The sequence below is a fragment of the Methylobacterium sp. R2-1 genome (genome assembly GCF_014191355.1).
Classification (GTDB): domain Bacteria; phylum Pseudomonadota; class Alphaproteobacteria; order Rhizobiales; family Beijerinckiaceae; genus Methylobacterium.
The window spans coordinates 289023-303494 of record NZ_JACHWM010000003.1; the positions used below are offsets into that span (position 1 = coordinate 289023).

Consider the following 14472-nt stretch of genomic DNA (forward strand, 5'->3'; position numbering starts at 1 on the left):
CAAGTTGAGAACGCCCAGGAACTGAGCGCGAGCGGCTTCCTTGAGATTGGGCCACGGGTCCAACAACGGGCCCGTCCGGGCGAGGGAGTTCATCTTCAGTGAGTCTTCTTATCCGCCTTCTGCTGCTGGCGATGCTCGGCGTTCTTCCGTCATCACTCCTGGCGATTTGGCATGCGGCGGGAGCGCGACAGGATGAACTCTCGGAAGCCGGCTCGAAGGTCCAGCGCGAAGCCCAGCTCGCCGCGGCCGGGCAGAAGCGGATGGTGGACGGGGCAAGGCAGTTGCTGCTCGCGCTCTCCGCTGTGCCTGCCATCCGCGACCATGACGAGGCCCGGTGCGGCCCCATGCTGCGCCAACTCGTCGACGAGTTCGGGATCTATACCGTCCTCGGGGTCGCTGGGCCTGAGGGCCGCATCTGGTGCAGCAGCGCGCAACCGGGCACGGATGTGTCCGTCCGCCCCGGATTCCGTCGGGCGGTAGAGACGCGATCATTCGCAATCGGCGGCTACGTGGTGGGCCGCATCACCGGACGCCGGACACTCCATTTTACGCTGCCGATGTACGGCGAGGACGGCACGCTTCTCGGCGTGCTTTCTGCCGGCCTGGATCTGGAGCGGCTTGCTGCCGACCTCGGCAGCATCGCTTCGACCCCGGGTTCGACGCTGACCCTGGTTGATCCCGACGGTCGCGTGCTCGTTGACCTCCCGTCCGGAGAACGGGTCGGCGAGCCCCTTGCGCCCAATCTCCGGAAAGCGATCGTAGCGCCGGAGCCGGCACTTCTGGACATGACTTGGACGAGCGGCCGACGCGAGTTCGTCGGAGTCGTACCGATAGCCGCGCAACCCGGAGCGCCATTCGTCGTGGCCGTTGGCATCGACTACGAACAGGCCTCTGCCGGCGCTCACAGGCGGGGATCGTGGGTGCTGAGTGTCTCAGCGGCCGCGTTGGCGGCGGCCCTGCTCGGGACGTGGTGGTTTGCCGTCAGGTTCATTCGGAGACCGCTCGCCCGCCTGATCGACGTGGTGGAGGGTTGGCGTAGGGGCGATGGCCAAGCCTGCGCCGGCGCAGTCGAGGCCGTGTCTGAGATCGCGCAACTCGGGCGGGCCTTCGACGACATGGCTGAGGCGGTTGCCAAGCGGAAGAAGCGGCTTCGCGATGCCCTAGAGAGCACGACCGACAGCGTCTGGGCCATCGACAAGACCTGGTATGTCACCTTCATCAACGGGCGCGCCCGCGTATGCCTAGAGGGCCGGGAGCTGGTCGGCAAGCATCTGTGGGAAGCGTTCCCGGAGTTGGTCGGCGGTCCCGTCTGGGAGACCTTCCGGAGGGTCATGAACGAACGTGCTCCCGCAAAGGTCACCTTCCATAACGAGACCGTCGGCGGTCACCTCGAAGCCAATGTCTTCCCCTCTTCGAACGGCGGCATCGTTACCTTCACCAGGAACGTGACCGAGCAGGTTCGAGCGCAGGAGGAGCTCCGCCGCCTTGCCTATCAGGACGCGCTGACAGACCTGCCGAACCGCAGGGGCTTCTGGGAGATGACGGCCAGTGCCTTGCAGAGCGGTGAGCCACTCGCCGTAGTTCTGCTGGATCTGGATGGCTTCAAGCACGTCAACGACACCTTCGGCCACGGCGCGGGCGATGAGTTGCTGCGCGAGGCGGCGACGCGCTTGGCGCAGGCCCTTGGCACTGACGGAACGCTCGCTCGGCTTGGTGGAGACGAGTTCGTGGCGTTGCTCGCCGGAGGGGCGGTGGGCGTAAGCGCCGGGATCACCGCCCGGCGGATGCTGGGAAGCCTAGGTGAGCGGCCCTTCCTGGTCAGAGGGCATGTGCTGCCGATCGTCGCGAGTGCAGGCGTCGTCGTCTCCACCGATGGTGAACAGACAAGTCCCGAAAGGCTCCTCGCCAACGCCGACCTAGCTCTCTACGCAGCGAAGGCCGCTGGGGGTGGGCTGGTGCGGACGTTCACGGCACGTGACCGGGAGGAGTATGAGGCCCGGCGTCTCTTAGAGGATGAGGTCGAACGAGCGGCTCTGCGTGGCGAGTTCGAACTCCACTACCAGCCGCAGGTTCGCCTCGCGGATGGCATGCTCGTTGGAGCGGAAACCCTCATCCGCTGGCGGCATCCCGAACGGGGATTGCTGACGCCCGCAGCGTTCCTGGAAACGCTCGAGGCAAGCAGACACGCTCGCATGGTAGGAGCGTGGATCATCGGCGAGGCCTGCCGGCAGGCCGCATCCTGGCGCAAGGCCGGGTTCGAGTTGCGCCTAGGCGTGAACCTCTTCGCCGAGCAGTTGGTGGCTGGCGACCTCGTCGAGATCGTCGAGGATGCACTCCGCTCCGCCGGCTTGCCTGCGGAAGCGCTTGAGATTGAACTGACGGAAAACATCGCGCTGCGACAGCAGTCGGCCATGCTTACGCCGTTGCGGGAGTTGCAGAAGCGCGGTGTGGGGATTGCCTTCGACGACTTCGGAACGGGTTTCGCCTCGTTGACGGCGCTCAGAGACTTCCCCGTGACCCGCCTGAAGATCGATCGCAGCTTCGTCATGAAGTTGGCGCCCGGCAGCCACGACGCTGCCATCGTGGAAGCCGTCCTGACACTTGCTCGTAGCCTTGGCCTCGAAGTCATCGCCGAAGGCATCGAAACGGGGGCCCAGGAGACCTTCCTCACCTCGCACGGCTGTGACGAGGGCCAAGGCTATCGTTACGGCAGACCGATGGATCCTGCCGCCTTTCTTGCGGCTGCGACTGCCTCGCGGAACGCCGCGATGCGCCGTTCCCACCCGCGAATGAGAGTCGTTTAGTTTCGGGGGACGGTCCTTGCTCCTCCGCCGGGCGGCCCGCGCACTAGCCGACCTTCATCGAGGCGGGGCCCGAGCCTTGCCATGGTGGCACTTCGCGGACGGCCAGCAATCGGCTGCGACGGTCTATGTCGAAGGCCCCTCGGCTTGAGCCATTCCACTCGCCCATCATGCGCTTCGCCACCGGACTTGCAGCAAGTGATAACGAGCGCCGGGATGGGGGCCGGCTACCCGTATTGGATCGCTGGTGAGGCCATCCCGCTGTCCGGCCGGATCTTGGCCGGCAGCGGATCTCTTCGACATGCTCACGACTGAGCGCCCCAACAAACAGGCCTAGTCGCCCGAACTCGGCCGCCAGCGCCTGATCGAGGCCGCTGCCTACTTCGACCGGGCGGTGGTTACCGCGCTCCTGAGCCGATCGACCTAGGTCGAAGCGAACCTGCATCCGCGAATGGCAGACCAGACGATACCCGCCGCCTGAGTGCCGGCATTAGCAACAACGCAGTCGCCATGTCAGGTGCGGCTAGCCTGAGCCCCTGTCGGTCCACTTGCGGAACCGTTCCGCTTGACACTGCGTTGGGGGCGCATCCCTGATCCTGGAGACGAATAGATGCATCCGCAGGACGATGTTTCGAGCCGGACCGAAGTCACGATGCCTTCTCTACTGATCGCTTTCCTCGGCTTTGCCGCGTCGACCATCGGCTGCGTGGGGATCATGACCGTGCTCGGGACCCTAGCCTGAGGCTCCTGACGCCTGCTGACCCACGTCCGCACAAGCGCGAGCGCGAGCATCCGGGAACCTGCCCGCGACGGTCCTGATGACGCTCGCTACCCTTCCGATTCGCGACCAACGACTCAGGGTACCGAGGCGCGCAATCAATGCCCATGACGGTGTTGGTCGTGGCATTGTAGAAAGGTCTTTTATTCAGCCGGGCAACAATTCCGTACCGATAGCATCTATTGGGAGATGAGCGGCCATTCCAGCAGCTTCGGCGGAGGTCTGGAAGTAGGGCGTTGCTGCCAAACCGGCGGGCGAACTGCTGACTCTAAGCGGTCACGTGCGGCTGATGACGAAGGGCCGCTCGATGTAGTGCAGCGGACATCAGGATGACTCTGGCTTCACAAAGAACGCTGAACTTTGCCGCACCCGCAGGTCATCATTGCAGAGCGCAGCCGTTGGTCGAAGCATACAACACTGCACAGGTGGATCTTTGCTCGCACTGAAGATGGTTTGGCCGCATTTCAAGCACGAGCGCGCACGGGGGCGGGGCGCTCCGTGGGCTTGAGGCGAGCGCGCCAGACGGAGCGTTGGACGAGATCTCCGATCACTCCTGCCAGAACTTCAGCAACGGCCTCGCTGCCACGGGTATTCAGAGTTCGCTGAGACACTACAACGGAGAGCCGCCAGGATGGTGTCGGATCGATGATCGGTATGGCGACCATCTCGCCGCGCTCGATCTCCGCAGCCAAGGCGAAATGCGGCATGATGGCCGCGAAGGCCTGAGCGCGCACGAGCTCCGCGATCGCCGGCAGACTCTCGCAGTCCGTTGCGACCGGTGTGATGTCGTGGCGTGCCGCGAGTTGCTCGATCACGGCGCGCAGCACGTTCGGGCGGCCGGGAAGCACTACTGGAAGCGGTTGCTGAAAGACCTGGCCGAACTCGATCTCGCGCCGCGCGGCCAGCGGATGAGAGGTGGGGACGATGAACATCAGGTCCTCGACCATCATCTCGGTCCAAGCCACGTGTTCGAACGCTTTGTGGTCGTAGAGCAGCGCGACGTCCAAGCGTCCGGACTGGATCCACTCGTCCAACGTACCGCTCATCGCCTCGACAATGTGCAGGCTGATGTTGGGAAGCGCCGCCGCCATGGCCCGGTGGAGTGGCAGAGACAGGCCCCGGCAGGCTGAAGTCGGTAATCCAACCGAGATCCGTCCGCTCGGGCTCGTTGCCTGTGAGCGCATGACCTCCTTGGCTCGCTCGACCTCCTGCAGGATACGCCGCGCGTGTTCGTAGAACTTAAGCCCGAGCTCCGTGGGCGTGACCCCGCGGGCGTGCCGGAACAGCAGCTCGACACCGAGTTCGTCCTCAAGGTTGCGCATCTGCTGGCTCAGCGAGGGCTGCGCGATTCGCAGCACCTCAGCGGCCCGAGAGACATTCCCGCTCTCCGCAATCTGCGTGAAGTACCGAAGCTGACGAAGATCCATGGCAATCCGATCGAAGGCCTTCGTGAGCATCCGCGGAACTCTGCGCCTATGTCAAACCGCTCTAACATCGAGCAATCTGCGCAAGCTATGTGCACGGCATGCAGATTTTCGCTTTTGAGGCAAACGCTTGGCACCAGGGCATCTCGTTGGGCTGCGCCTATGAACTAGCCTCATAGGTATTTCCAATGGCTCGCATCGGAAATTTGTCTTTGATGCCTGTTGTATTCGTTGCGTAGCCTGACGGTCATCGCTCGAGCATCGGGGCTGCACCCGAGCATCATCAGGAAATGGGAGCCTAACGCATGGTTGCGCCCAAGTATTTGCGCCGCGTATTCCTGGCTGCGCCACTGGCTTTCACGATCCCTAGCTCGGTACTTGCCCAGCAGGAGCCCTGCATCGGCAACTCTGCCGCAATCACTGGTCCTGCGGCATTCACCGGCCAAGCCATCAGAATGGGCGCTGAGATCGCCATCGAGGAGATCAATGCGAAGGGGGGGGTTCTCGGCAAGCCATTGCGCTTCGTCCAGTATGACGACGCCGGAGCGCCGCCGCGCGGGGTCGACAACACCCGGCGCGTCGCGCTTGCCGACAAGTGTATCGTCATCCTCGGTGGTTACCACTCCACCGTTTCGGTGGCTCAGGTCGAGCCGGTCCATGCCATCGGCATTCCGTTCGTCGGCGTCCTCGCGGCCAACACACAGGCAATCGAGAACGGCCGTAATCCGAACTACATGTTCCGGGTATCGGCCAAGGACAAATGGGTCGCCCGCTTCCTCGTCGAGCAGGCCGCGAAGGTCTCGAAGAACGGAAAGATCGCTTTCTTTTATGAGAATACAGGGTGGGGCAACGGTGCCGTGCCGGACGTGAAGGCGGCAATCGCAAAGTCTGGGAAAGAATTGGTCGCCACGGAGACCTTCAACTGGAACGACCAGGACATGACCGCGCAGGCGATCCGCGCGCGGGATTCCGGTGCCGACGTTGCCCTGTTCTGGGCCCTCGACCGCGAGGGCAATCAGCTCGTCCGCTCGATGGACAAGGTCGGCTACAAGCCCACCATCATCGGCGCCTGGGGCATCGCCGGCAATCTCGGCGAACTCGCCGGCCCGCTCGCCAATGGCGTCGAGGTCGTGCAAACCTACAGCTTCATGGGCAACCTCGACCATAAAGGCCAAGCGCTCTGGCAGAAGATCCAGACGAAGTACGGCCTGAAGGATCCGTCGCAGATCAAGATGGGCTCCGGCGTCGCCAACACTTACGACGCCGTTTACATCGTGGCCCAGGCCATCGAGAAGGCCGGTGCCTACGATTGGAAGAAGGTCCGCGAAGCGCTTTATCAAGTCAGATACGACGGCTTGGTAGCGAAATACGATCCGGCCTTCGATTCCTCTGACCCGGAACGCCAGGACGCAATCCTGCCGAGCGAATACAAGCTGACGGTCTGGTCCGACGGCAAGCTCCTGCCGATTGCGCAGACCCCCTACGGCAGAACGAACTGACGGCAGACCCGTCCCCTCCGTCTTCGGACGGAGGGGACGGGGCGGTTCGTTCGGATCCCGACCGCCGGGCCGCCCCAACTCCGCTGGACGCCTATCCGCTTCACACAGGGAACTCTCGCGGCAGCCATGACGACCGCCCTGCAATATACGCTGTCCGGCCTCGCAATCGGGGGCATCTACGCCCTCGTTGCACTCGGCTTCCACATCATGTGGTCGGCCGCCAAGGCCGTGAACTTCGCCCACGGCGACACGCTGATGATCGGCGCAGTCCTCGCTGTGATGGGCATCGATGCCGGCTTGCCGCTGCCGCTCGCCTGCCTCCTCGCAATCCTGGCCGGGGCCTTGTTCGGCGTTGTGTTGGAGCGTTTCGCGGTGCGGCCGTTCATCGGCACCAACGCCTCGATCGGCTGGATGCTGACCACGATCGCAGTTGGCATCATGGCCGAATCCCTTGCCACGATGCAGTTCGGCGGCTTCTCGCGGCCATTACCCTCGCCCGGCGTCGCAGGGGCGATCTCGATCCTCGGAGCGGGCGTCTATCCGCAGGAACTCGTCATCCCGGCTGTCGCACTGCTGGCGATGGCGGGGCTCCACGCGATGCAACGACACACGCTCGTTGGGCGAGCGATGCAGGCGGTAGCGCACAACCGCCAAGCGGCCGCCCTGATGGGCATCAACGTCAACCGGATCGTGATGTTTTCTTTCGGCCTCGCGGCCCTGTTCGGCGCAGGGGCAGGCGTGCTCGTCGCCCCCGTGATCCAGGCTTCCGCCAGCATGGGCGTCCTCCTCGGGCTCAAGGGCTTTGCTGTCGCCATCATCGGCGGAATCACCAGTGGCCCCGGAGTCGTCCTGGCCGGCCTCGCCTTCGGCGTCATGGAGAAGTTCGTCGAGGGCTACGTTTCGACCGCGGCGCGGGAGATCGTCGGCTTCAGTGCGATGATCCTCGTCCTCGTCGCCTTCCCTCAGGGTCTGTTCGGCCGCCGGGAGATCTTCAAGGTATGAAGGCCCTCTACGCCCTCGGCTTCGCGCTGCTCGCGGCCATCCTCGTTGTCGTGCCGCTCACCTCCGGCAACGAGTACGAACTGCGCTTGTTCATGCTTTTCCTGATCTACGGAGTGATCGCGGTCGGCCTGAACGTCCTGGTGGGCCTCACCGGCCTCGTCTCCCTCGGCCAAGCCGGACTGTTCGCGCTCGGCGCCTATACCGGCGCTATCCTGGCGATCCGGTTCAACCTCGACCTCGTCCTCGCAAGCATCGGTGCGGCGGTGGTGGCCGGCCTTTTCGGCGCGGCGCTCGCCTATCCGAGCGTGCGGGTGCGAGGCGTCTATCTCGCGGTAGTGACGATCGCCTTCGGCCTCATTGTCGAGAACGCTGCCATCGAGTGGCAGAGCCTCACCGGCGGCACGACTGGGCTCAGCGGCATCCCCGGCCCGAACCTCTTCGGATATCCGCTCTCGGGCTACGCCTTCTACGCCGTGCTCGCCATCACCCTCTTTCTCGCCACGCTGGCGACGCACAACCTGAAGCACTCGGGCTACGGCCGCGCGATGCTGGCTGTCGCCCAGAGCGAGACGGCCGCGCGCAGCCTCGGCATCGGCGCGACGGGGATCCGCACGCTCGCCTTCGCGGTCGCGGCCATGACGGCTGGGATCGCGGGCAGCTTCTACGCCTTCCTCAACGCCTATATCTCGCCCGACATTTTCACCTTCTCGGATTCCGTCCGATTCCTGCTGATGGTGATCCTGGGAGGAGCGGCCTCGACCTTCGGACCGGTCGTCGGCGCCATCATCCTGACCTATCTGCCGGAGGTGCTGCAGCGCTTCGCCGAGTGGCAGAAATTCGCCTACGGCGCCCTGCTCCTCGCGGTGATGTTCGGCTTGCCCGGCGGCATCTTGGGCACGCTGGGCCAACTCTACGCCCGTCTGCGCCCCGGCCCACGTGGGGTCGACCCGAGCCAAGGCATGCCCGCCGCCGAGCTTCTGGTGGGCCGCAAGCCTGCCAGCCTGGAGACCCACAGCCTCACCGTTCGCTTCGGCGGCCTCACGGCGCTGAGCGCTGCGAGCGTTCGGGTCGCCCCAGGCGAGATCCACGCTCTGATCGGTCCGAACGGAGCCGGCAAGTCGACCTTCGTGAACACGATCTCGGGCTTCTACCGCCCGAGCGAGGGTGGCGTGCACCTCGACGGGACCGATCTCGCCGGCATCAAGGTTCACGGCATTGCGCGGCTCGGTCTCGCCCGCACCTTCCAGAACACCGAGCTGTTCGGACAGATGACGGTTCTGGAGAATGTCATGGTGGGTGGCTTCGCCTACCACGGATACGGCTTGCCCGGGGCGATCCTGCGCACGCCCCGCTTCCGCCGCGAGGAGGCCGCCTGCCGCGCCGCCGCAATCGGCCTGCTCGATTTCGTCGGGCTCAGTGATGCGGCCAATGAGCAGGCTCGCTTCCTGCCCTTCGGCCATCAGCGCCGCCTGGAGATTGCCCGGGCGCTCGCCACGCGTCCGCGTCTGCTGCTTCTCGACGAGCCCGCCGCCGGGCTCACCACGCAGGAGATCGACGAGCTGGAGGCCATGATCCGGAAGATCGCTGGACTCGGCGTCTCGGTGCTGCTCATCGAGCATCACGTCGACCTGATCATGGCGGTTGCCGACACCGTGACGGTGCTCGATTACGGCCAGGTCATCGCGAGCGACCGTCCGGAGACGGTGCAAGCCGATCCGCGGGTGATCGAGGCCTATTTCGGCGGCCCGTCCGCCATCCTCAACGAGGAGGCCGCCTGATGACCGATACGCCACTTCTCTCGGTCGAAAACCTCGAAGTCCACTACGGCGCGGCAACGGCGCTCCACGGTGCGAACCTGTCCGTGCAGCGCGGCCAGCTGGTCGCCGTGATCGGCAACAACGGTGCCGGCAAGACATCGCTGATGCGCGGGATCACCGGCCTCGTACGACCGAGCGGCGGTCGCGTCCTGTTCAAGGGCGAGGAGGTCACGCGGCTGCCCGCCCATGCCAAGGTCGCCCGCGGTCTCGCGATGGTGCCCGAGGGACGCCTGATCTTCCCCGACCAAACCGTCGAGGACAATCTGATACTGGGTGCCTACACCCATGGCGGCCTCAAGACCGCTCAGGCGAAGCGGACGCTGGAGCGGGCGCTCGCGCTCTTCCCGCGCTTACGCGAGCGGCTGCGCCAGCCTGCCGGCAGCATGTCGGGCGGCGAGCAGCAGATGCTCGCCATCGCCCGCGGTCTGATGGCCGAACCCGACCTCCTCGTGATCGACGAACTCTCGCTCGGCCTCGCGCCCCGCGTCGTCGAGCAACTCATTGGCGTCTTGCGCGACCTCAACGGCCAAGGCCTCACCATTCTTCTCGTCGAGCAGCTCGCATCCTACGCGCTCGCCATCGCCGACCATGCCTACGTGGTGGCGCAGGGGCGCACGGTGCGGGACGGCCCGAGCGGGCTCATCGCCCGCGATCCGGAGGTCATGGAGACCTTTCTCGGCAAGAAGAAAGCCGCCTGAGCGCGGCATCCCGCCGAACCCGAAACGGCACGGCACCGGAAGGTGCCGTGAACGATCCGTCACGCCCGAAAAGGACCCGCCATGCCCCAGCGCGTCGTCGATTTGAGCCTCCTGATCGAGGACAACATGCCGGCCCACAAGCTCTTCCAGCGGCCGGTGATCACCACGCATCTCAGTCACGAGAGTTCGGCCGCCCTCAATCTCGGCGTGCCGGGCGATGCGATGACCTTCCAGACGAACTTCATCGCGATGCTCGACCACGTCGGCACCCATGTAGACGCCTTCCGACACGTCGATCCGAACGGCCAGCCCGTCGACGAGATGCCGCTGGAGCTGTTCATGGGCAAAGCGGTCTGCTTCGACCTGCGGCACATCCCCGACCTGGGCGACATCACCGTTGCCGACATGGAGGAGGCGGAAGCCAAGAGCGGCGTCAAGGTCGACGGGCACATCGTCCTGCTCTGCACTGGCTTCCACGCGCGCAACTATCCGAGCCTCGACTCGGTGTGGAAGAACCCGCTGCTGACCGTGGAGGCCACTAAGTGGCTGCACGAGCGCGGCTCGAAGATGCACGGCGTCGAGGGGCCCTCCACCGATAAGCCGAGCGATAACATCTTCGCCCAGCACCGCCTCTGCCGTGAACTTGGCATCAGCCATTGGGAATGGCTGGTGAACCTGGAGGAGCTTCTGGGCAAGGGCGAGGTGCAGTTCTTCGGCGTGCCGCTGAAGTTCAAGGGCGGCTCCGGCTCGCCGGTCCGCGCTTTCGCCCTCGTCAACGAATGACGCCATGGCGGCGCCCCCTCGGGCGCCGCGCCTCCCTTGCAGAGAGTGGAGCGATGACGAGCGACTTCGACTTCATGAGCGCGCTTGAGCTGCGCCGCCTGATCGCGGCTCGCGCGATTTCGCCGGTAGAGCTGACGGAGCGCGCCCTCGCGCGTGCCGAGGCGAGCCAAGCCTCCTTGAATGCCTTCTGCCACCTGACGCCGGAGGAGGCCCGCAGCGCGGCGCGCCGGGCCGAGGAGGCTGTGATGCGCGGTTCACCTCTCGGGCTGCTCCACGGCCTGCCTGTCTCGGTGAAGGATCTAATCGCGGTGGGCGGCCAACCCTACGCTTCCGGCTCGCGGGCCACGGCCGGCAACATCGCCGCCGCCGACGCGCCCGCCGTCGAGCGCCTGCGTGCCGCCGGCGCCATCATCATCGGGAAGACCACCACGAGCGAGTTCGGAGCGAAGCCCGTCGGCGACTCGCCGCTCACTGGCATCACCCGCCATCCCTGGGATCTGGCGAAGACACCGGGCGGATCGAGCGCCGGCGCGGCCGCCTCGGTGGCAGCCGGGATCACGCCCTTCGCACTCGGCACCGACGGTGGCGGCTCCCTGCGCATTCCCGCAGCGCTGACGGGTCTCGTCGGGCTCAAGGCGCAATTCGGGCGGGTCCCAGTCTGGCCGACCTCGGCAACGCCAACGCTGGCACATGTCGGCTCGCTTGCTCGCAACGTAGCCGATGCCGCTTTGCTGACAGCGGCAATCGCAGGCCACGATCCGCGCGATCCCTTCGCAGTGGCCGGGCCGGTTCCAGACCTCTTGGGCGCGGTAAAGGCTTCCATCGCCGGGCTGCGGGTCGCTTGGAGCGCGACACTCGGCTACGCGCGGCCCAACCCGGAGGTCGCCGCCATTGCTCGTGCCGCTGCGATGGCGCTGGCAGACCAGGGCGCGATCGTGGAAGAGGTCGAGACCGTCTTCGAGTCCGATCCAGCCGCTCTCTGGACTGCCGAGTTCTACGCCGGCATCGGCACTCGCCTGCGCGGCGTTCTCGAAAGCCGCCGCGATCTGCTGGACCCCGCTGTCGCCGATGTGCTCGACGCCGCTCTCGCTCAGGAGATGCGCACCTACTACGAGACCGTCTTCGCGCGCTACGCGCTGCGGGACCGGATGGTCAACTTCTTCACCGGCTACGATGTCCTCGTGTCACCGACACTGCCGATCTCGTCCTTGGAAGCAGGCAGGAACATCCCGGAGGGGCTGGAAGATCGCAGCCTCGTCTCGTGGGCCTTCTACACCTATCCTTTCAACCTCACGGGCCAGCCCGCAGTCTCTGTCTGCGCGGGAATTGCCTCGGATGGAATGCCTGTCGGCCTCCAGATCGTGGGCCGCACTCTCGGCGAGTTCGATGTGATGCGAGCGGCTGCGGCGATCGAGCGGGCGAAGCCGCCGGGCTATAATCTTCGTCCGCTTACAGAGCCGTGAGGGGCGGCCGCGGTGAGGATGGTCGGGGGGCTCGGTTCAGACGAGGCTGTTCTGAGCAGCGTTGCTGCGGCGCCTCCGGACAGTGCGAAGGCTATCTCTTGCGGCAGAAGCGGACCCTGGCTCAACCAAAACAGAAAGTCCGGTTGTGGCGGGATCCTCCTGTTCAGCACCAAACTGATGAACCGCCGCTTCCCACCCCGAGCGGACCCCTCATAATCCAAGAGTGGCGATGCAGGGGGGCATCGTCGCCCTCCTCGCGGCGGGTGTCTATGGGTGTCATCGTGGTGGTTCAGCACGTCGGTGAGACGCTGGAGCACCTGAGCAAACTGGCTGGCATGCTCCGCCTCCTCCGAGGCCGTATCCGCCCGGATCGCCAAAGTCAGCCCCTCGATCGCTGAGGTAAGGTCAGCAACCGCCATGCTGTCGCATAGGACCCCGCCGGCACCCTGTGCCACATCCCGGGCGAATGCCGGCTTCAGCGCCTCCGCCTTCTGTGCCTCGATGCGGTAATCGAAGAAGGTCTTCAGGAAGCCGGTGAGAGGGACCAGGAGGGCCGCGGCGGCGGCACTCACGGCGACGATGACCGGGATCAGCATCTCGGCCGCGGTCTGCGCTATGGCCGTGATCCACTGGCCGTAAGGCAGGATCACCGCCGTCTCTCTGACGGGGGCGACCTCGGCGGCGAGGGCCGGAGACGCGACGCAGGCGAGCGCCAGCGCCGCGAGCAGAAGCACGCGGGTCATGATGATGGTCCTGATAGGGGGGATGCGCGGTGGGTTCGGCCGGCTCGGGATCAAAAATTCGTCAGGCGCGTCGGGAAAAGCTTGAGCGCTGAGCGAATGCGAGGCATGAGGCATGACCGCCGAGTCGATTTTGTCTGACCAGCGTGTGAGACCGCTGCGCTGACTTCGTCTGGCCAGCGGTCGACAATTTCCTGCAGCTGCCCCGTTGTGCTCATGCCTCGCTCATACCCGAGCGCGCCCCGGCGATCGTCGTCGGCAGCGTGTGCGGCGCCGGCAGCGGCATGTCGGGCGGCCAGCGGAAGGACGTGAACTCCTTGCGCGGGAAGGCTGCGACCGACCAGGCATCGCCCTGGTTGCCGCCGAGCAGGAGGATCTGGCTCGCACTGGCGCCGACGATGAAGCCGACATGGCCCTGCCGGGACGAGTTGCCCCGCTTCTTCGTGGCGACCGCACCGAGCTCCTGCCCCTGAAAGATGACACCGCCCACCATCGGAGCCTAACGATCCAGCGAGGACACCCAGGTAGAGCGCCGGGTAGGCCCACGACATCGGCGCCACGTCGGCGGTGACGCCTTGTGGGATCAGCCGGAACCACGGCGTCCACTCGGGATTGCCGCCCGGCCGCGGCATCTCCTGCCCGCCGACCGATGGCGAGGAGACCACGTCGCCCGGCGCGATGGTCGAGGGCTGACCGTACAGGAACTCGATCTGCGTCCCATCGACATTCCCTTGCCGCAGAGCGGCACCACCGTGATCAGAACGGTGTCGTCGGGCCCGATCAAGGGACGGCGCCAGTCCGCGCACAGGCGCACGGCCGCATCCGTCGGGCGCAGGAAGGTCTCGCCGCGGCGGTGAACCGAGACGATGGACTTCCGGCCGGGCGGCGGCTGGTGCCGGGCGACGATCGTGGAGCCGGCGACGGCGCCGATCAGGCCGCCGCACGGGCTCGCCGCGGGTCGGCCTGGCGACGTTCGCGGTGGCGACGAGGGTCATTGAGCCTCGATGACGAGATTTATGCGGGATGAGGAGACTTGTGCTCATCACACGGCCCGTTCACCATCGAAGTAAGGAAACTTGCCGATGGAGAATTCGATGGCGATGATGACCTTGGATACGCTGACGTTGGATTTGCTGCGAGACAGTGCCGCGGTCGTTCTCTTCAAAACCAGTGACGATTACGTGGCAGGAAAATTACGGCACACCGAAGTGAGAATACAGGTGCCAATCGGGGCGCCGGGCGATCAAACCGAAGCTGACCTGAGGCAGGTCGGAATCGGCGCTGCGAAGGCAGCGCTTCGCGAAGCACTTGAGACGCTCGAAAGCATGATCCTAGAGCAGCAGCAAGGGCAGGATTAAGCTGCAACGTGCCTAAACTTGCAGACAGGCGATGAGGAAGGATTCGGGCCGGGGAGCCTTGTGCAGCTTACCCAGCCCGTTCGCCATCGGAGAAGCCGACCCCGCCAAT

General features: G+C 65.4%; 12 protein-coding genes. 9 read left to right on the plus strand and 3 right to left on the minus strand.

Translation table 11 applies throughout. The features are described from left to right. Positions 1–98 precede the first annotated feature (98 nt). Both FHU13_RS06215 and FHU13_RS28190 read left to right on the plus strand, forming a co-directional pair. Positions 99–2804, plus strand: a complete 2706-nt coding sequence (locus FHU13_RS06215) for an EAL domain-containing protein (RefSeq protein WP_183434999.1) — start codon at positions 99–101, stop codon at positions 2802–2804. A gap of 607 nt (positions 2805–3411) precedes the next feature. Beyond that, complete coding sequence (locus FHU13_RS28190) at positions 3412–3543, plus strand: hypothetical protein (protein ID WP_281411590.1); 132 nt, start codon at positions 3412–3414, stop codon at positions 3541–3543. A gap of 500 nt (positions 3544–4043) precedes the next feature. Here FHU13_RS28190 and FHU13_RS06220 read toward each other — a convergent pair whose 3' ends face one another. Beyond that, entirely contained in the window at positions 4044–5006 is a 963-nt protein-coding gene (locus FHU13_RS06220; protein WP_183435115.1) for a LysR family transcriptional regulator, read from the minus strand. Positions 5007–5308: 302 nt separating this feature from the next. Here FHU13_RS06220 and FHU13_RS06225 point away from each other — a divergent pair, with 302 nt between their 5' ends. The 6 genes from FHU13_RS06225 (at position 5309) to FHU13_RS06250 (ending at position 12265) form a co-directional block, all read left to right on the plus strand. Beyond that, positions 5309–6502, plus strand: a complete 1194-nt coding sequence (locus tag FHU13_RS06225; protein WP_183435000.1) for an ABC transporter substrate-binding protein — start codon at positions 5309–5311, stop codon at positions 6500–6502. Positions 6503–6628: 126 nt separating this feature from the next. Continuing rightward, positions 6629–7504 carry a branched-chain amino acid ABC transporter permease gene (locus FHU13_RS06230; protein ID WP_183435001.1) on the plus strand — a complete coding sequence of 292 codons (876 nt, stop codon included), beginning with the start codon at positions 6629–6631 and terminating at the stop codon, positions 7502–7504. Beyond that, positions 7501–9282 (plus strand): ABC transporter permease subunit, encoded by a 1782-nt coding sequence (locus FHU13_RS06235; protein ID WP_183435002.1) that lies wholly within the window; start codon positions 7501–7503, stop codon positions 9280–9282. The genes FHU13_RS06230 and FHU13_RS06235 overlap by 4 nt, the downstream gene beginning before the upstream one ends. Further along, on the plus strand, positions 9282–10019 hold the full coding sequence (locus tag FHU13_RS06240; protein WP_183435003.1) for an ABC transporter ATP-binding protein: 738 nt from the start codon (positions 9282–9284) through the stop codon (positions 10017–10019). The genes FHU13_RS06235 and FHU13_RS06240 overlap by 1 nt, the downstream gene beginning before the upstream one ends. Before the next feature lie 81 nt (positions 10020–10100). Next, positions 10101–10802 (plus strand): cyclase family protein, encoded by a 702-nt coding sequence (locus FHU13_RS06245; protein WP_183435004.1) that lies wholly within the window; start codon positions 10101–10103, stop codon positions 10800–10802. A gap of 53 nt (positions 10803–10855) precedes the next feature. Next, positions 10856–12265: an amidase family protein gene (locus FHU13_RS06250; protein WP_183435005.1), complete on the plus strand. Its 1410-nt coding sequence runs from the start codon at positions 10856–10858 to the stop codon at positions 12263–12265. On the opposite strand, the gene FHU13_RS27565 is transcribed toward FHU13_RS06250, so the two are convergent. Beyond that, the gene (locus tag FHU13_RS27565) at positions 12235–13008 is read right to left on the minus strand and encodes a hypothetical protein (RefSeq protein ID WP_246714501.1); all 774 of its coding nucleotides are present in this window, start codon (positions 13006–13008) and stop codon (positions 12235–12237) included. The genes FHU13_RS06250 and FHU13_RS27565 overlap by 31 nt on opposite strands. A 211-nt stretch (positions 13009–13219) precedes the next feature. Continuing rightward, positions 13220–13498 (minus strand): hypothetical protein, encoded by a 279-nt coding sequence (locus FHU13_RS06260; RefSeq protein ID WP_246714502.1) that lies wholly within the window; start codon positions 13496–13498, stop codon positions 13220–13222. Positions 13499–14099: 601 nt separating this feature from the next. Here FHU13_RS06260 and FHU13_RS06265 point away from each other — a divergent pair. Continuing rightward, positions 14100–14363, plus strand: a complete 264-nt coding sequence (locus tag FHU13_RS06265; RefSeq protein WP_183435006.1) for a hypothetical protein — start codon at positions 14100–14102, stop codon at positions 14361–14363. Positions 14364–14472 lie beyond the last annotated feature (109 nt).